The sequence below is a fragment of the Pseudomonas sp. EU05-FHT14B02 genome, from assembly GCF_058791055.1.
Genome location: NZ_JBYTDD010000027.1, coordinates 15,609 through 34,752, shown reverse-complemented (window position 1 = coordinate 34,752; position 19,144 = coordinate 15,609). Strand labels below are relative to the sequence as shown.

The window sequence follows — 19,144 nt, the reverse complement described above, 5'->3', positions numbered from 1 at the left end:
TTACTCCGTGCCCGCAGGGTCGGCCTGCAGTGTGGTTTCGACTTCTATTGCCGGCTTGATGTCCGGCTTGACCCACCAGGTGGCCGTGCCGATATCGTATTTAGGCGAGACCTTGGGATGGCCGATGTGGTTCCAGTACGCCACGCGCCAGGTCTTGATGTGCCAGTTGGGTATTACGTAATAGCCCCATTGCAGAACTCGGTCCAGCGCGCGGGCGTGGGCCACCAGGCTGTTGCGCGAATCGGCGTTGATCAGTTGCTCGACCAGTTGATCGACCACCGGATCCTTCAGCCCCATGGAGTTGCGGCTGCCGGGCTTGTCGGCGGCGTCCGACATCCAGAATTCCCGTTGTTCGTTACCCGGCGAGTTGGACTGCGGGAAGCTGCCGACGATCATGTCGAAGTCCCGGGAACGCACGCGGTTGATGTACTGCGAGACGTCGACCCGGCGGATCACCAGGTCGATGCCCAGGTCGCTCAGGTTGCGTTTGAACGGCAGCAGCACCCGTTCGAATTCGGTCTGGGCCAACAGAAACTCGATGACCACCGGTTTGCCAGTGGCGTCGACCATCTTGTCATCGACGATGCGCCAGCCGGCCTCCTGCAGCAATTGATAGGCTTGCCGTTGCTGGGCGCGGATCATGCCGCTGCCGTCGGTGGTCGGGTTCTGGAAGGCTTCGCTGAACACCTGTGGCGTCAGCTTGCTACGGAACGGTTCGAGGATCGCCACCTGATCGGCATCGGGCAGGCCGGTGGCGGCCATTTCCGAGTTCTCGAAATAACTGCGGGTACGCGCGTAGGCGCCGTTAAACAGTTGCTTGTTGGTCCATTCGAAATCCAGCAATAGCGACAAGGCCTGGCGCACCCGCACATCCTGGAACACCGGGCGGCGCATATTGAACACGAACCCTTGCATGCCAGTGGGATTTCCGTTGGGAATCTGTTCCTTGACCAGTCGACCTTCGGTGACCGCCGCAATGTTGTAGGCGTTGGCCCAGTTCTTCGCGGTCATTTCCAGCCAGTAGTCGAACTGCCCGACCTTTAGCGCTTCCAGGGCCACGGTGTTGTCGCGGTAGTAGTCGGTGGTCATCACGTCGAAGTTGTAGAAACCGCGATTGACCGGCAGGTCCTTGCCCCAGTAGTCCTTGACTCGCTCGTAACGCACAGAGCGTCCGGCCTTCACTTCGCTGACCTTGTACGGGCCACTGCCCAGCGGGATTTCCAGGTTGCCCTTGTTGAAGTCGCGGTCGGCCCACCAGTGCTTGGGCAGCACCGGCAACTGGCCGAGGATCAGCGGCAACTCGCGGTTGTTGGTGTGCTTGAACTTGAACAGTACGGTGAGCGGGTCTTCGGCGATCACTTCGGCCACATCGCTGTAGTAGCCGCGGTACATCGGCGCGCCGTCCTTGGTCAGCATCTGGAAGCTGAACACCACGTCCTCTGCGCGTACCGCATGGCCGTCATGGAAACGTGCTTCGGGGCGCAGGTAGAAGCGCACCCAGGCATTGTCCGGGGCTTTCTCGATCAGGCGGGCGATCAAGCCGTACTCGGTGAACGGCTCGTCCAGGCCTTGCTTGGCCAGGGTGTCGTAGATCATGCCGATATCGTCCGCTGGCACGCCTTTGCTGATGAAGGGGTTAAGGCTGTCGAAGCCGCCGAAACCGGCCTGGCGGAAAATTCCGCCCTTGGGCGCGTCCGGGTTGACGTAGTCGAAGTGTTTGAAATCGGCCGGGTATTTCGGCGGTTCGTTATACAGGGTCACGGCATGTTGCGGGGCGGCGCAGGCCAGCCCGGCGAACAGCAGACCGCTGGCCTGCAGGAGCAGGGCACGGATGGGTTTCATTGATCTTTCTCCGAAGATTTCAGCCACCACGCGTTCAGGCCCAGGGTGTAGGGCGGCGTGGTGACAAAGGCGAGCCGGTTGCGGTACCCCAGACGGTGATAATTGAGGTACCAGTTGGGAACGATGTAGTGCTGCCACAGCAGCACGCGGTCAAGGGCCTTGCCGGCGGCGACCTGTTCATCGCGGGTCCGGGCGGCCAGCAACTGTTCGAGCAAATGGTCGACCACCGGGTTGGCAATGCCGGCGTAGTTCTTGCTGCCCTTGACCCCGGCCTGGCTGGAGTGAAAGTACTGCCATTGTTCCAGACCCGGGCTGAGCGTCTGGTTGAGGGTCATCAGAATCATGTCGAAATCGAACTGGTCGAGGCGCTGCTTGTATTGCGCGCGATCGACCGTGCGCAGCCGCGCGTCGATACCGATGCTGGCCAGGTTCTCGACGTAAGGTTGGAGGATGCGTTCCAGGTTCGGGTTGACCAGCAACAGTTCTAGGCGCAGCGGCTGCCCGGCGGTGTTTTGCAGGCGCTGGCCATTGAGCTTCCAGCCGGCTTCGGCGAGCAGGCCGAGGGCTTTGCGCAGGGTCTCCCGGGGGATGCCGCGGCCATCGGTCTGCGGCAGGCTGAACGGTTCGGTAAAGAGCCTGGCCGGCAGTTGCTCGCGATAGGGCTTGAGCAGTAGCCATTCATGTCCGACCGGCAAACCGCTGGCCGAGAACTCGCTGTTGGGGTAATAGCTCATGGCGCGTTGGTAGGCACCGCCGAATAGCGAGCGGTTGGTCCATTCAAAGTTGAACATCAGCCCCAGCGCTTCACGGACCTTGGTGTCCGAGAAAGCCGGACGGCGGCTGTTCATGAACAGGCCCTGGGTCTGGGTCGGGATCTGATGGGGAATCTGCGCCCTGATCACCTCGCCACGGCGTACGGCGGGGAAGTTGTAGCCGGTGTCCCAGTTCTTCGCCTGGTGCTCGATATAGATGTCGAATTCACCGGCCTTGAACGCCTCGAACGCTACGACGCTGTCGCGGTAGAACTCGACTTCCATGCGGTCGAAGTTGTATTTGCCGCGATTGACCGGCAGGTCCTTGCCCCAGTAGTCCTTGACCCGTTCGAAGACGATCTGCCGTCCTGGTGTAGCCGAGGTGACGCGATACGGCCCGCTGCCCAGCGGCGGCTCGAAAGTGGTGGCCTTGAAGTCGCGGTCTTTCCAGTAGTGCTGCGCCAGCACCGGCATTTCACCCAGGCGCAGGATCAGCAGCGGATTGCCGGCACGCTTGAACACGAAACGGATGCGCTGCGGGTTGAGGATGTCGACCCGCGACACTTCCTGAAGGCTGGTGCGGTACAGCGGATGGCCTTCCTTGAGCAACACGCGATAGGAGAACGCGACGTCGTAGGCGGTGATCGGCGTGCCGTCATGGAAGCGTGCCTCGGGACGCAGGTTGAACACCACCCAGCTGCGGTTCTCGTTGAACTCCACCGACTGGGCAATCAAGCCGTAGCTGGACGCGGGCTCGTCACCGGAAGGTGCGTACTGCCCCGTGCCGACCATCAGCGGTTCGTTGAGCTCGTTGATGCCGTATTGCAGGAAACTCGGCGTGGTGACCGGGCTGGTGCCCTTGAAGGTGTAGGGGTTGAGCGTGTCGAAGGTGCCAAACGCCATCACCCGCAAAGTACCGCCCTTGGGCGCTTGCGGGTTGACCCAGTCGAAGTGGGTAAATCGGGCCGGGTACTTGAGCGTGCCGAACTGCGCATAACCATGGCTTTCGCTGATCGTCGCGCTTGCGGTGGAGCTCAAGGCCAGGCTGATCAGGAGCAGGGGCAGGGGACGCTTCAAATAGGGAATCCGATCCAGGCGGCTTGGGCTTTGTGGACGGTACAGTAACAGCTTGTATGGACAGGAAAAAGACGGGGGATCCGGGCGATCGCAATCCTGTAGGAGCGAGCTTGCTCACGATGGTGGTCAATGATGACGCGGGGCACCTGAATCAACTCGGTGCCCTTGGGTTTTTCGCGAGCAGGCTCGCTCCTGCAGTTAGTGCGGATTGGCCACCGTCAACATCTGACCAGGCTTGAGCGCCTGGCCGACACGCGGGTTCCAGCGCTTGAGGTGCTGCATCTCTACGTTGAAGCGCTTGGCCACGATGTACAACGAGTCGCCTTGCTGGACCTTGTACTTGGCCTGCTGCTTTTTGGTATTGGCTGCAATCACGGTGTTGACGCGCCCTGAGTTGCGTTTGCTGTTGTCCTGCATGACCAGGGTCTGGCCGGGCTTGATGTTCTTGCCGCTCAGTTTGTTCCAGCGTTGCAGGTCCTTCACGTCAACGTTGTTGGCCTTGGCGATGGAACCGAGGTTGTCACCCCGCTTGACCCGATAGGAGCGCTTGACGCTGGCGACCTGGCTGTCGTCGGCACCTTCGAAGACCGGCTTGAGTGATTTCTTGCTGATCAGTTCTTCAGGACGCATGGTCTGCAGGCTGCTGGTCAGCAATTGTGCCTTGGAGGTCGGCACCAGCAGGTGCTGCGGGCCATCGAGGGTGGTGCGCTGCTTGAAGGCCGGGTTGAGCTGGAACAGTTCGTCTTCGTCGATGTTGGCAACTTCAGCAACCTTGGACAGGTCCATGCGCTGGTTGATTTCGACGACCTGGAAGTAGGGCTCGTTGGCGATCGGATTGAGGTTCACGCCGTAGGCTTCCGGCGCCATCACCACCTGTGACAGTGCCAGCAACTTTGGCACATAGGCCTGGGTTTCGGCGGGTAGCGGCAGGTTCCAGTAGTCGGTCGGCAGGCCGAGGCGTTCGTTGCGCTCAATGGCCCGGCTGACGGTGCCTTCGCCGGCGTTGTAGGCCGCCAGGGCCAGCATCCAGTCGCCGTTGAACATGTCGTGCAGGCGGGTCAGGTAATCCAGTGCGGCAGTGGTCGACGCGGTGATGTCGCGACGGCCATCATAGAAGCGGGTTTGACGCAGGTTGAAGTAACGCCCGGTGGACGGGATGAACTGCCAAAGACCCACCGCGTTGGCCCGAGAATAGGCCATCGGGTTGTAGGCGCTTTCAATCACTGGCAGCAGGGCCAGTTCCAGCGGCATGTTGCGTTCTTCAAGGCGTTCGACGATGTAGTGAATGTAGAGGCTGCCACGTTCGCCGGCGTTTTCGAGGAAAGATGGATTACTGGCGAACCACAGGCGCTGTTGCTCGATGCGCGGGTTGACGCCCAGCCCGTCTTGCAGCTGGAAGCCTTGGCGCATGCGCTCCCAGACGTCCTGGGGGATTTGCGGGCTGGGTTTTTCGCTGAGCCAGATCGGCTTCTGCTTGGCGCGCGCGGCGATGTTCTGCGTGTGCGCCGCATCGGTCTGCGGCGCATGGCTGGAACAGCCCGCCAGGGTGGCGGACACAGCCACCGCAATGGCTTGAGCCAAGCGGGTCAATGCGTCTGAACTGATGGCTTTGCGAATAGGTGACGACATTGGCTGGAAGTAAGTTCCGGGCAAAAATGTCGGGCGATTCTAGGAAGCGCACCCTGCGCGGTCAACCTTTCAGAATTGTTGCAATCTTGATAGGCCCCTTTAGAACCTGTCTTTCCACGCTCGAAGCGCCGCAAAAACCATATCGGGCGCCGAGTTATCGGTGCCGGCCCGTTCGTCCGCTTTTTCTTTAACGGATGTTTCACCGGAGCGCAAAAACGGGTTTGTGAGCTTTTCCAGTGCCAGTGTCGACGGCAGCGTCATGATCCCGGATTCCCGTTGGCGGGTGACTTTGGCCAGACGCTCGGCGGTGTGCGGGTTGTCCGGCTCGACGGCCGCGGCAAACTTCAGGTTGCCGAGGGTGTATTCGTGGGTGCAGTACACCAGCGTGTCTTCCGGCAACCCGGCCAGGCGTGTCAGCGAACTGTACATTTGCTGTGGCGTGCCTTCGAACAAGCGTCCGCAGCCGGCGGCAAACAGAGTGTCGCCGCAGAACAGCAAGCCGTGATGGTAATAGGCTATGTGCCCCAGGGTGTGACCAGGGACCGCGAGGACGTCGAAGTCCCAGCCGAGCACGCAGACCTTGTCGTTGTCCTTGAGCGCAACGTCCCGCGCCGGGATCGTTTCGCTGGCCGGACCATAGACTTTCGCGTCCGTCGCTTTTTTCAGCTGTTCGACGCCGCCGACGTGGTCATGATGGTGATGAGTGATCAAAATATCACTCAGTACCCAGCCCGGATTGGCCGCAAGCCAGGCTTGTACGGGGCCGGCATCACCCGGGTCGACGACCGCGCAGCGCTTGCTGCCGTGGTCTTGTAACAACCAGATGTAGTTGTCGGTGAAGGCGGGCAGGGCTGTGATCTGTATCATCGTCGGATTCGCCAAGCGGAAAACATTGGCGCATCTTAGAACTTCCTGGCGCGTTGGAGAATGCAATGACTGATAAAGCGTTCGCACAAGCCGATCCTGACTGGCTGGCGTTGATCAGCGCCGCCCGCGAGTGGCTGGCCGGTCCCCTCGGGCAATTTCTGCTGGACGAAGAGCGGCGCATGCTCGAAGACGAGCTCGGGCGGTTCTTTGGTGGCTATCTGGTGCATTACGGTCCCTCGGCCCAGACTCCGCCGTCTGCCCCTCAGGTACAGCGCAATGTACGACTTGGTGCGCCGTTGCCGGGGGTCGAGATCGTTTGTGAGGAACAGGCCTGGCCGCTGAGCGAGCATGCCGCCGATGTGGTGGTGCTGCAGCATGGCCTGGATTTCTGCCTGTCGCCCCACGGCCTGCTTCGCGAGGCGGCAAGCAGCGTACGCCCCGGCGGGCATTTGCTGATCATTGGCATCAACCCCTGGAGCAGTTGGGGCCTGCGGCATGTGTTTGCCCAGGATGCGCTGCGCAAGGCGCGCTGCATTTCGCCGTCACGGGTCGCCGACTGGCTGAACCTGCTGGGTTTCGCGCTGGAGAAACGCCGCTTCGGGTGCTATCGTCCGCCGCTTGCGTCACCGGCGTGGCAGGCCCGCCTGGCCGGTTGGGAACGCAAGGCCGGTGACTGGCAGCTCTCGGGCGGCGGCTTCTACTTATTGGTGGCGCGCAAGATCGTGGTGGGCTTGCGACCGGTTCGTCAGGAGCGGCGCGAACCGATGGGCAAGCTGATCCCGTTGCCGATGGCCAAGGTCAATCGACGCAACATCGAACCGTAATACACACTTTTCATTTGTGGCCGGGCATGTCCCGGCTTCGGGCGTCGTCGATCAGCGATCGGCGGGCCAGTGCATTTTCTGGATAGATTGGCATGAGCGATAGCGTAGAACTGTTCACCGATGGCGCCTGCAAAGGCAACCCTGGTCCTGGCGGCTGGGGCGCACTGCTGGTGTGCAAGGGTGTCGAAAAGGAACTCTGGGGCGGCGAAGCCAATACCACCAACAACCGCATGGAGCTGATGGGCGCGATCCGTGGCCTGGAAGAGCTCAAGCGTCCCTGCGAGGTGTTGTTGGTGACCGACTCGCAGTACGTGATGAAAGGCATCAACGAGTGGATGGACAACTGGAAGAAGCGCGGCTGGAAAACAGCGGCGAAGGAACCGGTGAAAAACGCTGACCTGTGGAAGTTGCTCGACGAGCAGGTCAACCGTCACAAGGTCACCTGGAAATGGGTGCGCGGACACATTGGCCATCACGGCAACGAACGGGCCGACCAGTTGGCCAACCGTGGCGTGGATGAAGTGCGTGGGTACAAGCAGGGCTGATTTCTGTACTACGGATGAACCGCGCCGTGGCCTTCGCGAGCAAGCCCGCTCCCACACTGGATTCGTGTCGTCCACAAAGTTGTGAGCCGACGCCGATTCAATGTGGGAGCGGGCTTGCTCGCGAAGGCGGCGACTCGGTGTATCTGAAAGACCCAGGCGAGCGTGTTAACATCGCCGTTTTTGCACGATTGACCGATTGAGAGCTGAGCACTGATGGCCACCAGATCCGTTGTACTCGACACCGAAACCACCGGCATGCCGGTGACCGACGGCCACCGGATTATCGAAATCGGTTGTGTCGAGTTGATCGGCCGACGCCTGACGGGCCGGCACTTCCATGTGTACCTGCAACCCGATCGCGAAAGTGACGAGGGCGCAATCGGCGTCCACGGCATCACCAACGAATTCCTCGTGGGCAAGCCGCGTTTTGCCGAGGTGGCCGAAGAGTTCTTCGAGTTCATCAAGGGCGCGCAGCTGATCATCCATAACGCGGCGTTCGACGTTGGCTTCATCAACAACGAATTCGCCCTGATGGGCCAACAGGACCGCGCGGACATCACGCAGCACTGCTCGATCCTCGACACCCTGATGATGGCTCGGGAACGTCACCCGGGGCAGCGCAACAGCCTCGACGCCCTGTGCAAACGCTATGGCGTCGACAACTCCGGCCGTGAACTGCACGGCGCGTTGCTCGACTCCGAGATTCTTGCCGACGTCTACCTGACCATGACCGGGGGGCAAACCAGTCTGTCCCTGGCCGGCAACGCCTCCGATGGCAATGGCTCGGGTGAAGGGGCGGACAATTCGGCCACCGAGATTCGCCGTTTGCCGGCGGACCGTCAGCCGACGCGCATCATCCGCGCCAGCGAAGACGATTTGGCCCGCCACGCGGCGCGTCTGGAAATCATCGGCAAATCCGCAGGTGCCCCCGCGTTGTGGGTGCAGTTGGCCGAGGCTGAAGCTAAGGCTAAGGCTTAGCCGTTTCAAAAAAGGGACGCCTTGTGACCCATTTCAGGGCATCCCGCTCGCCACATCCGCTGCAACACTCTACCCTGAGGTGATTGGCAGGCTCTGGTCTGCCGCCTCAGGACGCTGAGCCTCATGTACAAAGACTTGAAATTCCCGGTCCTGATCGTTCATCGCGACATCAAGGCCGACAGCGTTGCCGGTGACCGCGTGCGGGGGATTGCCCGGGAGCTGGAGCAGGAAGGGTTCAGCGTCGTTTCGGCTGTGGACTACACCGAAGGACGACTGGTTGCGTCGACTTACCATGGTCTGTCCTGCATGTTGATTGCCTCTGAAGACGCCAGCACCCATTCTCATTTGTTGCAAAACATGGCCGAACTGATCGGTCTGGCGCGGGTGCGTGCACCGGATTTGCCGATCTTCGCCCTGGGCGAAAAAGTGACCCTGGAAAACGCACCCGCCGACGCCATGGCCGAGCTCAATCAGTTGCGCGGCATTCTTTATCTGTTTGAGGACACCGTGCCCTTTCTCGCCAGGCAGGTGGCCCGCGCCGCGCGCAAGTACCTCGATGGCCTGCTGCCGCCGTTTTTCAAGGCGTTGGTGCAGCACACGGCGGACTCCAACTACTCCTGGCACACCCCCGGCCACGGCGGTGGCGTGGCGTATCACAAAAGTCCGGTCGGGCAGGCGTTTCACCAGTTTTTCGGGGAAAACACCCTGCGCTCGGATCTTTCGGTGTCGGTACCGGAGCTCGGCTCCTTGCTCGATCATACCGGCCCCCTGGCTGAAGCCGAGGCCCGTGCAGCACGCAATTTCGGCGCCGATCACACCTTTTTCGTGATCAATGGCACGTCCACGGCCAACAAGATTGTCTGGCACTCGGTGGTCGCCCGCGATGACCTGGTGCTGGTGGACCGCAATTGCCACAAGTCGGTGCTGCATTCGATCATCATGACTGGCGCCATCCCACTGTATTTGTGTCCGGAGCGTAATGAACTGGGGATCATCGGCCCGATTCCCCTGAGTGAGTTCAGTCGCGCATCGATCCAGGCCAAGATCGACGCCAGTCCGCTGACCAAGGGGCGTTCCCCGAAGGTCAAGCTTGCCGTGGTGACCAATTCGACCTATGACGGCCTTTGCTACAACGCTGAACTGATCAGGCAGCAACTGGGCAATAGCGTTGAGGTGTTGCACTTCGACGAGGCCTGGTACGCCTATGCAGCGTTTCATGAGTTCTTTGCCGGGCGCTACGGCATGGGCACCTCCCGTGATGAAGACAGCCCGTTGGTGTTTACCACCCATTCGACCCACAAGTTGCTGGCGGCCTTCAGTCAGGCATCGATGATTCACGTGCGCGATGGCGGTGCGCGGCAACTGGATCGGGATCGCTTCAACGAAGCATTCATGATGCACATCTCGACCTCGCCGCAGTACGGCATCATCGCCTCACTGGATGTTGCTTCGGCGATGATGGAAGGACCGGCCGGGCGTTCGCTGTTGCAGGAAATGTTCGACGAAGCCTTGAGTTTTCGCCGTGCGCTGGCCAATTTGCGCCAGCACATTGCCGCCGATGACTGGTGGTTCTCGATCTGGCAACCGCCGTCGGCGGAAGGCATTGAGCGGGTCGTCACCGAGGACTGGTTGCTGCAACCCGATGTCGACTGGCACGGCTTTGGCGGGGTGACCGACGACTATGTGCTGCTCGACCCGATCAAGGTCACACTGGTGATGCCGGGACTGACGGCCGGTGGCGCCCTCAGCGAACGCGGGATTCCGGCGGCAGTGGTCAGCAAGTTCCTATGGGAGCGCGGCCTGGTGGTCGAGAAGACTGGGCTGTACTCGTTCCTGGTGTTGTTCTCCATGGGCATCACCAAGGGCAAGTGGAGCACGCTGCTCACCGAGCTGCTGGAGTTCAAGCGCAGCTACGACGCCAACGTCAGTCTGGCCAGTTGCCTGCCCTGTGTGGCGCAAGAGAATGTCGCGCGCTATCAGGGCATGGGGCTGCGTGATCTGTGCGATCAGTTGCATGCCTGTTATCGCAGCAACGCTACCGCCAGGCATCTCAAGCGCATGTACACCGTTCTGCCGGAAGTCGCGATGAAGCCGGCGGACGCCTATGATCAATTGGTGCGGGGTGAAGTCGAAGCCGTGTCGATCGATGCGCTGGACGGGCGGATCGCTGCAGTGATGCTGGTGCCGTACCCACCCGGCATTCCGCTGATCATGCCGGGTGAGCGTTTTACCGAATCGACCCGCTCGATCATCGATTACCTGGCGTTTGCCCGCACGTTCGATAGCAGTTTTCCGGGGTTCGTTGCTGATGTGCACGGATTGCAACACGAAGATCAGGGCAGTGGACGGTGCTACACCGTCGATTGCATCAAGGAATGAGGACATTTCCCAGTATGCAGTCGGTTATAAATCCGAATTATCCAGGGTTGTCGGTACGGGTTGCCGACGAGGGTTTTGCCGCCTACATCTGGGGCAGTGATTTCAGTTTTGAAGTCGCGGCCTACGGTGCGGCACAAATAGGAGCGCCGGTGGCACAGTGGCCTGTCACCCCGATCACGCCTTATCGCAAGTGTTATGGCATCGATCCCGAGGAATTCAGCAGCTTTCGCGATGCTGCCGACAGCGCAATTTTCATGGCTTATCTGGATGACCAGCCCGTGGGGCACCTGGTGGTCAGCACCAACTGGAACGGCTTTGCCCATATCGACGAGCTGGCGGTGCATGCACCGGCCCGGCGGCATGGCGTGGCCAAGGCCCTGCTGGATGTGGCGCAATTCTGGAGCCGCAAGAAAAAGCTGCCAGGCATCATGCTAGAAACCCAGAACAACAACCTGGGGGCCTGCCGGCTCTATGAGCGCTGCGGTTACGTGATTGGCGGGATCGACCACTTGCGCTATCGCGGCATCGACCCGAACACCGCCGAAGTGGCACTGTTCTGGTATCGATTGTTCGAAAACCCGCTTGAGAACCCGTTCAGTTCGTCAGCATCGACGCGGCTTGTTCCGTGATGATGGCCAACAGGGTCTGAACCGCCGGAGTAGGTTCGGCGTTTTTCAGGGTCAGGGCATAGAGACTGATCGGGACCGCTGGCGCCAGCGGGCAGGTGTCCAGCCCCGAGGCTTTGGCGCCGAGGGCGGTGAAGGGGTCGACGATGGCCAGGCCTTCGCCGGCCTCGACCATGCTGCGCATCATCTGATGCGTCTGGACCCGGGTCTGAATCACCGGGGCAGGGCGCAAGCCATGCAGTTTGTTTTCCAGCGCCGGGCTCAACGGGTCGTGCCCCTCCAGGCCGATCATCGATTGGCCGGCCAGGTCCTGCAGTGAAATGTATTTCTGTTTCGGTTGCAGCCAGCCATGGGGGGCGAGCAACTGGAGTTTGCCCTGGGCGATTACATGGCAGTCGAGGTCGGCGTGATCGGGGTCGTGCAGGCTCAGGCCCAGATCGCTTTCACGCAGTAGCAGGCTTCTGACGATGTCGCGGGTGGGCAGGCTCAGCAGCGTGCAAGGCGCATCGGGCAGGCGTCGGCGCAGGGCCGCGATGCTGTGTGGCAACAATTGGTTGGCCAGGGGAGGGGTGCAGATGATGCGCAGCGGCGGCGCCAGGTATTGCCTGAGGCTGTTGGCCAGGCGCTGCACCGGTTCAAGCGCATCGTAGACCCGGGCAATTTCCACCTGCAGTTCCCGCGCTTCGCGAGTAGCCTGCAATCGTCCACGCACGCTGGCGAACAGCATGAAACCCAACTGATCCTCGGCGTCGCGTAGCAAGCGCTCGACTTCGGCCACCGGCAACTGCAGCCATTCGGCGGCGGTGCCCAGGTGACCGGTCTGCAAGAGTGCCTGGATCACTTCGATATGGCGTAAGCGCATGCTTGAAGTCCATGTTCAGCAGGTGGAGGAGTCAGTGGCTGAATCCTACCCCAAGTCCGTGCATATGACTTCTGCTCATAACGACGGGTTATGAAGCGCTGGCGATTTGTGGTTCGCGGGTAATGGTCACGCCGGTTTGCACCAGCGTGAATTCATTGTCGTCGACCTTGTTGACGCGGTCGCCAATGGCCAGTTTGTAGGTGGTGACAGGCCCTGAACCTTCTGCCGCCGGGGTGGAGTCCTGAAACTCGTGCACCGAATAAATGCGGCCTTGCGCGTCTCTTGCATGGAACTGACCGACGAGTACTGCTGCCATCTGCTTAGAACCTCTGGAGATAAATCACTCAATTTGCGGCACTGTAGACCGTGCTTGGGCGAGGTAAGTTTTCCTACGGGAAAAAAATAGTCAGGGACCGGGTTTTCGGTCGCCCGCTGTTTGAATCGTCATCTATAACTACAAGCTCTTCCTATCGGACAGTCGAGAAATCTAATGAGCAACGTCTATACGATCGCCGTCGTGGTCGGCAGCTTGAGAAAGGAATCGATCAACCGCAAGGTCGCACGCGCCCTGATAGAACTGGCGCCGGCCAATCTGAAGCTCAACATCGTCGAAATTGGTGATCTGCCGCTCTATAACGAAGATATCGATGGCGCTTCACCGCCGGCAGCCTACAGCACTTTCCGACAACAGGTGAGCTCATCCGACGCGGTGTTGTTCGTGACCCCGGAATACAACCGGTCGGTGCCGGCACCGTTGAAAAACGCGATTGACGTGGGGTCGCGTCCATATGGCAAAAGCGCCTGGAACGGTAAGCCGGGAGCCGTTATCAGTGTGTCTCCTGGGGCTGTCGGCGGGTTTGGTGCCAATCACAACCTGCGTCAATCCATGGTGTTTCTCAATGTGCCGATGATGCAGCAACCGGAGGCCTATCTGGGGAACGCCGGTTCAGCGTTCGACGAGGCGGGCAAGCTCTCCGAGTCGGTCAAGCCGTTCCTGCAAAATTTCATCAATGCCTATGGGCAATGGGTCGAGCAGCACAAGAAGGTTTGATGGTCATTGGCCAGCGCTTTGTCCTACGAAGCGCTGGATAACCGGCTACAAATCATCGTTTCCATTTCAGACAGCCAGGCGGCAGTTTGCTCCGCTGCCGGTTGCGCCGTGACGCAATAGCGGCGACCGCCCCAGGCCATGATGACCCAGGCTTCAATAGTCGGTGCTGATGGCTGCATCGGCAAATCGCGGCAAGCAGCAAAGGCTTCACGCCATTTCTGCGACAGCTCCTCGTACACCCTTCGATGATGCTTGGGTTCGGCGATTTGATGCTCGATGAGCGACACGGCATGGTTGAACAGGGGCTGTTGGGCATCGTCAGGGTCGCAGGTCAGACACACAAGACGCTTGATGCGAGTTAGCCAGTCCAGGTCGGTTGGCTGGATGACGTCGTGATCCATTTGCGCCAGTAATACATCCAGGCGATGTCGGATGTAACCCGACAGCAGGGCTTCCTTGCTCGGGAAATAGTCATATAGCGTGCCAATCGCCACGCCGGCTTCCAATGCCACTTCCCGGGTGGTCAGCCCTGACCAGCCGTCACGCTGCCAAATCCGAACAAAAGCCTCGTAAATCGCCTCGACGGTGAAAATCGCCCGGGCCTGAGTCGGCCGTTTCAGCGGCTTGGCGCGGGAATTGAGGGTGGGCGAGCAGCCCTTGGTTTTTCCGAACCCACTCTTCATCGGCTGTGAATACTCTTGAGTGACCCGCCACTGTGCCGCAGCAGGAGACCGAATATGCAAGATTTCGCCACGGTAACACGGCTGATTACCCGTAAAAACGCCCTGGACCAGAGCCGAATAGAGCGGGAGCAACGTAGCCTGATCCCGGCAACCGGCGAGGTGATCTTGAAGATTGATCGTTGCGCATTGACCACCAACAACATTACGTACGCGGCTTATGGCGACTCAATGAACTACTGGGGTTTCTTTCCTACAGGCCTGGTGGATTGGGGCCACGTTCCGGCTTGGGGGTTTGCCGATGTCATAGCGTCAAAGGTGGATGGCATCGACGTGGGCGAACGTTTCTACGGTTACTTTCCGCTGGCGAGCCACCTGTGGATGCGCCCGGAACGGGTCACCGAGCGCGGCTTCTACGATGGGGGCGAACACCGGTCGTGGCTGACCTCGGCGTACAACCAATACACACGCTGCAGTTGGGATTTGTACTACAGGCCTGAAACCGAAAATCTGCAGATACTGCTCAAGCCGTTGTTTCTGACCTCATCGATGTTGGCGGACTTCCTGCAGGACAACCGGTTCTTTGGAGCAACCCGATTGGTGTTTTCCAGTGCGTCGAGTAAAACCGCCTATGGCACGGCGGTCTGCCTGGAGAGTCATTCGCAACTGGAACGGATTGCCCTGACTTCGGCCGCCAACAAAGCCTTTGTCGAAAACCTCGGTTGTTACGAACATGTGCTGTCCTATGCCGAATCGGCCGGCCTCACCGGTGACCATCCTACGCTGTACGTGGATTTTTCCGGCGATCTCAATCTACGCGATCAGGTTCACCAGCACTTTGCCGGGCAACTGGTCTACAGCTGCTTCGCAGGCTCTGCGCAAAGTACCGATGAGCCACGGTTGACGGCTATCGAAGGGCCGCAGCCGGTGTTCTTTTTTGCGCCGATCCAGATCCGCAAGCGCAATGCCGAATGGGGGCCGGAAGGGGTCAGCCAGTATATCGGCGAAGGGTTGGTGCGGTTTTTCCAGCGAGTGACCGGGAGCGAAAAGCCTTTGCTGAAAGTTGTTGAAAGTCAGGGTTACGAGGCGGCGCAAAAGGTCATTTCCCGCTTGGTTCATGGCCAGGTCCCGCCCGTGGAGGGGCATGTGATTCGCTTGTGATTTGATTCTGCGAGGTTGTCCGCTTAGACCGGGTTCGCCCCATCGCGATGGGGCCGGCTCATACACAGCAAAACTCAGGCATTGCCCGGCACATTCGGCCAAAGGTCCGCCACCAGAAACAATCGCTCGGCCTCTTCCCAGTCGCCGCTGGCATTTTCCGCCAGGCGCACCAGCAGTTGTGCTGGCGCCAGCGGGTCCAGTTCATCCAGCCACGCCTGCATCTGTCCCGGGTTCCAGGTGTGCTCCGCCGAATAGTGCGCTGGCGCCAGCCAGGCGTGACGGGGCAGGGGTTGCCAGCGACCGGGCGGGCTTTGGGCCAATAACGCCGGCCAATCCTTTTGATGCAACCAGCGACCCCGCAAATGCTGCGGATGGGCACCCAATGGCGGGGCGGCTTGTCCGGGCCACGGGTACAGCAAGTAACCCCCCAGCCATAAATGTGCGCTGAACGCCTGGATATCCAGCGCCGCGAGCACTTCACGGCTCTCGGGGCGTGTGGAAATCGGCAATTGATGCTGGCTCAGGTGCGCCAGTTTGCGGTCGAGCCGGTCGTGGCATCCCGGGCCCAGCCACTTGGCGGTGTCGTGTCCGTCGCCGGATTGCGGGCCAAGGTAGAGCTTGATCGCCAGTTCCAGGTGATGTACGCCGTCGCGGTCGCGCAGCAGCAAGTCCAGTTCACCGAGGGTGTGCCCTTCGCGGCGAATCGGCATGTTGGCGGCAATCAGTTCAATGCCCGGCGCATGCTGCACGGCGAATTGCCAGAGACGTTCGTAGTACAAACCCAGGCGTCGGGTCCGGGCCTGGGCCAGCCAGTGCAGCAGGCCATAACTGTCCCGATCCAGCTGCCGCAGCCAATGCTCCAACCGATCCGGTGCCTGCACCCAGTCGCTGCCGGCCAGCGGATGACGCTGCGGCCACGGGGTATTGCCCAGCATGGGTGGCGCGAGGATGACCCACGCCAGGTCACGCACTTCGGGATGGCGTAACTGATGGGGCAGGTGGAGCAAATCCGGAAATAGCATCATCTTGCGAGCATAGCCCGAAACCCGGGCACACCCCTGAAGCTGAAAGGATTTTGTCTACGGGCGGCTTTCGCCCATAATCGTGGTTTTCGCCGCCACGCAGATCCCCGCAGGAGCCCCATGGAGCAATTTCGCAATATCGGCATCATCGGTCGCCTGGGCAGTTCCCAGGTGCTGGATACCGTCCGCCGACTGAAACGGTTTCTGCTCGATCGTCACCTGCACGTGATCCTCGAAGACACCATCGCCGAAGTGCTGCCAGGGCACGGCTTGCAAACCTCGTCGCGCAAGATGCTCGGCGAAGTCTGCGACATGGTCATAGTGGTCGGTGGTGACGGCAGCCTGCTCGGTGCCGCCCGGGCGCTGGCCAAACACAATATTCCGGTGCTCGGCATCAACCGGGGCAGCTTGGGTTTCCTCACCGATATCCGTCCCGATGAGCTGGAAACCAAGGTCGCCGAAGTGTTGGATGGCCACTATCTGGTGGAAAACCGCTTTTTGTTGCAGGCCGAAGTCCGCCGCCACGGCGAGGCCATCGGCCAGGGCGATGCACTGAACGACGTCGTGCTGCACCCCGGCAAATCCACGCGAATGATCGAGTTCGAGCTGTACATCGACGGCCAGTTCGTCTGCAGCCAGAAGGCCGACGGCCTGATCGTCGCGACGCCGACCGGTTCCACCGCCTATGCGTTGTCCGCTGGCGGGCCGATCATGCATCCCAAGCTCGACGCTATTGTGATCGTGCCGATGTACCCCCATACCTTGTCGGGTAGGCCGATTGTGGTCGATGGCAACAGTGAGCTGAAAATCGTCGTGTCCAAGGATATGCAGATTTACCCGCAAGTCTCGTGCGACGGGCAGAACCACTTCACCTGCGCGCCGGGCGACACCATTACCGTCAGCAAGAAAGCCCAGAAACTGCGGCTGATCCATCCGCTGGACCACAATTACTATGAAGTCTGCCGGACCAAGCTTGGCTGGGGCAGCAAGTTGGGGGGTGGAGGCGACTGATGCTCGATCCCGCGCGTAGCTACGACCTGATCGGTGACGTGCACGGTTGCGCTCTGACCCTGGAGCACTTGCTCGACCGACTCGGTTATCACAAGCAGGGTGGCGTCTGGCGACATGCCTCGCGCATGGCGGTGTTCGTCGGCGATATCATTGACCGCGGCCCGCGAATTCGCGAGGCACTGCATATCGTCCACGACATGGTCGAGGCCGGTCAGGCGCTGTGCATCATGGGCAACCACGAGTTCAATGCACTGGGCTGGAGCACGCCGGCACTGCCCGGCAGCGGCAAGCAGTTCGTGCGTGAGCACACGCCGCGCCATGCTCGCCTGCTGCACGAAACCCTGACCCAGTTCGAACACCATCCGGGTGACTGGCACGACTTCCAGCAATGGTTCTATGAGCTGCCATTGTTCGTCGATGCCGGGCGTTTTCGCGTGGTCCACGCTTGCTGGGACGCCGGGCTGATCGAGCCGCTGCGGGCGTTGTTCCCCAACGGCTGCGTCGACGAGCATTTTCTCCAGGCGTCGGCGGAGTCGGGCTCTTTTGCCTGCACCGTATTCGACCGGCTGCTGCGCGGCACGGACATGCGTTTGCCCCATGGTCTGACCATGACCAGCGGCGACGGCCTGGTGCGCTCGTTCTTCCGCACCAAGTTCTGGGAAGACGATCCGAAAACCTACGGCGATATCGTGTTCCAACCGGATGCACTGCCGGAACCCGTGGCCCGGACGCCGCTGTCGTCCACCGAAAAGAACAGTTTGCTGCGCTATGGTATCGATGAGCCGCTGTTGTTCGTCGGCCATTACTGGCGCAGCGGCAAGCCGGCACCGATCCGGCCGAACCTGGCCTGTCTGGATTACAGCGCGGTGCTGTACGGCAAACTGGTTGCCTACCGACTGGATCAGGAAACCCGCCTGGATCCGCAAAAATTCGTCTGGGTCGATGTCGATCGGCCGGAGGTGTTGCAATGAGTGCTGTAGCCGTATTGCGTCTGCCTCTGGCGGTGGACTTGAGCGGGTTCGTCACGCTGCTCAAGCGCATGCAAGTACCCCATCGGGTCAGCGAGGAAGCTGGCGAGCAGGTGCTGTGGGTGCCGGACAACATCAGTGAAGACGTGCGTGCGCTGTACGAGCGTTTTCCGGCGGGTGACCCCGATCAGCAACTGGACATTCCGGTGGCGCATACCGTCAAGCGCCCGGGGTTCGTCGAGCAGTTGAAATACGCCAGGGCCACCGCGCTGGTGCTGCTGCTGAGCCTGGTTGTCGGCGCGGTGACCATGCTGGGCGACAACCTTGAAACGATGCGCTGGCTGACCTTCCTTGAGTTCCGCGTGGTCGGCGAATACATCCACTTCACACCACTGGCCGACAGCCTGGCGGCGGGGCAGTGGTGGCGCCTGGTCACGCCGATGCTGATCCACTTCGGCATCCTGCACCTGGCGATGAACGGCATGTGGTACTGGGAACTGGGGCGGCGCATCGAGTCGCGCCAGGGCAGTATCAACCTGATCGGCCTGACCTTGCTGTTCAGCCTGGTGTCGAACTTTGCCCAGTATCTATTCAGTGGTCCGACCTTGTTCGGCGGTTTGTCCGGCGTACTGTACGGCCTGCTCGGGCATTGCTGGATCTTCCAGTTGCTGGCGCCGAACCCGGCCTATCGCCTGCCGCGAGGCGTGCTGGTGATGATGCTGGTGTGGTTGTTGCTGTGCCTGTCCGGGCTGGTCTCGATGATCGGTTTCGGCGAGATCGCCAACGCGGCTCACGTCAGCGGGTTACTCATCGGATGCTTCACCGGTTTGTTGGGCGGTTTGTATAACCGCCGTAAACTGGCCGCCTAAT

The 19,144-nt window shown here is 60.6% G+C and carries 18 protein-coding genes; 10 read left to right on the top strand and 8 right to left on the bottom strand.

The features are described 5' to 3' along the window. The 4 genes from AC3WTM_RS22390 to gloB all read right to left on the bottom strand — a co-directional run bounded on the left by AC3WTM_RS22390 (position 1) and on the right by gloB (position 6,167). On the bottom strand, positions 1 to 1,842 hold the full coding sequence (locus tag AC3WTM_RS22390) for an extracellular solute-binding protein (RefSeq protein WP_102672006.1): 1,842 nt from the start codon (positions 1,840 to 1,842) through the stop codon (positions 1 to 3). Next, positions 1,839 to 3,659, bottom strand: a complete 1,821-nt coding sequence (locus AC3WTM_RS22385; protein ID WP_371918614.1) for an extracellular solute-binding protein — start codon at positions 3,657 to 3,659, stop codon at positions 1,839 to 1,841. The genes AC3WTM_RS22390 and AC3WTM_RS22385 overlap by 4 nt, the downstream gene beginning before the upstream one ends. A gap of 210 nt (positions 3,660 to 3,869) precedes the next feature. Further along, the gene (locus AC3WTM_RS22380; protein ID WP_102672003.1) at positions 3,870 to 5,300 is read right to left on the bottom strand and encodes a transglycosylase SLT domain-containing protein; all 1,431 of its coding nucleotides are present in this window, start codon (positions 5,298 to 5,300) and stop codon (positions 3,870 to 3,872) included. Positions 5,301 to 5,399: 99 nt separating this feature from the next. Then, positions 5,400 to 6,167 (bottom strand): hydroxyacylglutathione hydrolase, encoded by a 768-nt coding sequence (gene gloB / locus AC3WTM_RS22375; RefSeq protein WP_102672002.1) that lies wholly within the window; start codon positions 6,165 to 6,167, stop codon positions 5,400 to 5,402. Positions 6,168 to 6,232: 65 nt separating this feature from the next. Between gloB and AC3WTM_RS22370 the strand changes: the two genes are divergently transcribed. From AC3WTM_RS22370 to AC3WTM_RS22350, 5 genes are all read left to right on the top strand, one after another. Beyond that, positions 6,233 to 6,991: a class I SAM-dependent methyltransferase gene (locus AC3WTM_RS22370; protein WP_102672001.1), complete on the top strand. Its 759-nt coding sequence runs from the start codon at positions 6,233 to 6,235 to the stop codon at positions 6,989 to 6,991. A gap of 92 nt (positions 6,992 to 7,083) precedes the next feature. Continuing rightward, positions 7,084 to 7,536 (top strand): ribonuclease HI, encoded by a 453-nt coding sequence (rnhA, locus tag AC3WTM_RS22365; protein ID WP_007979123.1) that lies wholly within the window; start codon positions 7,084 to 7,086, stop codon positions 7,534 to 7,536. Between the two features lie 213 nt (positions 7,537 to 7,749). Further along, positions 7,750 to 8,514: a DNA polymerase III subunit epsilon gene (gene dnaQ / locus AC3WTM_RS22360; protein WP_102671999.1), complete on the top strand. Its 765-nt coding sequence runs from the start codon at positions 7,750 to 7,752 to the stop codon at positions 8,512 to 8,514. Between the two features lie 123 nt (positions 8,515 to 8,637). Continuing rightward, the gene (locus AC3WTM_RS22355; protein ID WP_102671998.1) at positions 8,638 to 10,893 is read left to right on the top strand and encodes an Orn/Lys/Arg family decarboxylase; all 2,256 of its coding nucleotides are present in this window, start codon (positions 8,638 to 8,640) and stop codon (positions 10,891 to 10,893) included. 14 nt (positions 10,894 to 10,907) lie between these two features. Beyond that, positions 10,908 to 11,522: a GNAT family N-acetyltransferase gene (locus AC3WTM_RS22350; RefSeq protein ID WP_102671997.1), complete on the top strand. Its 615-nt coding sequence runs from the start codon at positions 10,908 to 10,910 to the stop codon at positions 11,520 to 11,522. On the opposite strand, the gene AC3WTM_RS22345 is transcribed toward AC3WTM_RS22350, so the two are convergent. Both AC3WTM_RS22345 and AC3WTM_RS22340 read right to left on the bottom strand, forming a co-directional pair. Then, positions 11,488 to 12,381, bottom strand: a complete 894-nt coding sequence (locus AC3WTM_RS22345) for a LysR family transcriptional regulator (RefSeq protein WP_102671996.1) — start codon at positions 12,379 to 12,381, stop codon at positions 11,488 to 11,490. The two genes, AC3WTM_RS22350 and AC3WTM_RS22345, sit on opposite strands and share 35 nt — an antisense overlap. 88 nt (positions 12,382 to 12,469) lie before the next feature. Beyond that, a complete protein-coding gene (locus AC3WTM_RS22340) occupies positions 12,470 to 12,697 on the bottom strand; it encodes a hypothetical protein (protein ID WP_102671995.1) in 228 nt (75 codons plus the stop codon). A gap of 174 nt (positions 12,698 to 12,871) precedes the next feature. On the opposite strand from AC3WTM_RS22340, the gene AC3WTM_RS22335 reads away from it, so the two are divergent. Continuing rightward, on the top strand, positions 12,872 to 13,432 hold the full coding sequence (locus tag AC3WTM_RS22335; protein ID WP_102671994.1) for an NADPH-dependent FMN reductase: 561 nt from the start codon (positions 12,872 to 12,874) through the stop codon (positions 13,430 to 13,432). Positions 13,433 to 13,455: 23 nt separating this feature from the next. Here AC3WTM_RS22335 and AC3WTM_RS22330 read toward each other — a convergent pair whose 3' ends face one another. Next, positions 13,456 to 14,115 carry a TetR/AcrR family transcriptional regulator gene (locus AC3WTM_RS22330; RefSeq protein WP_102671993.1) on the bottom strand — a complete coding sequence of 220 codons (660 nt, stop codon included), beginning with the start codon at positions 14,113 to 14,115 and terminating at the stop codon, positions 13,456 to 13,458. Between the two features lie 54 nt (positions 14,116 to 14,169). Here AC3WTM_RS22330 and AC3WTM_RS22325 point away from each other — a divergent pair, with 54 nt between their 5' ends. Beyond that, entirely contained in the window at positions 14,170 to 15,273 is a 1,104-nt protein-coding gene (locus AC3WTM_RS22325; protein ID WP_102671992.1) for a DUF2855 family protein, read from the top strand. Between the two features lie 74 nt (positions 15,274 to 15,347). Here the strand turns inward: AC3WTM_RS22325 and AC3WTM_RS22320 are convergent, their stop codons facing one another. Continuing rightward, complete coding sequence (locus AC3WTM_RS22320; protein WP_102671991.1) at positions 15,348 to 16,298, bottom strand: DUF1853 family protein; 951 nt, start codon at positions 16,296 to 16,298, stop codon at positions 15,348 to 15,350. Between the two features lie 117 nt (positions 16,299 to 16,415). Here AC3WTM_RS22320 and AC3WTM_RS22315 point away from each other — a divergent pair, with 117 nt between their 5' ends. From AC3WTM_RS22315 to AC3WTM_RS22305, 3 genes are read left to right on the top strand one after another with little or no spacing between them, the layout of a single operon-like run. Further along, on the top strand, positions 16,416 to 17,306 hold the full coding sequence (locus AC3WTM_RS22315) for an NAD(+) kinase (protein ID WP_008016128.1): 891 nt from the start codon (positions 16,416 to 16,418) through the stop codon (positions 17,304 to 17,306). Continuing rightward, positions 17,303 to 18,277, top strand: coding sequence for a metallophosphoesterase (locus AC3WTM_RS22310; RefSeq protein WP_371918615.1), 975 nt, complete (start codon positions 17,303 to 17,305; stop codon positions 18,275 to 18,277). The genes AC3WTM_RS22315 and AC3WTM_RS22310 overlap by 4 nt, the downstream gene beginning before the upstream one ends. After that, positions 18,274 to 19,143: a rhomboid family intramembrane serine protease gene (locus tag AC3WTM_RS22305; RefSeq protein ID WP_102671989.1), complete on the top strand. Its 870-nt coding sequence runs from the start codon at positions 18,274 to 18,276 to the stop codon at positions 19,141 to 19,143. Before AC3WTM_RS22310 ends, AC3WTM_RS22305 begins: the two co-directional genes overlap by 4 nt. The last annotated feature ends 1 nt before the right edge of the window (position 19,144 follow it).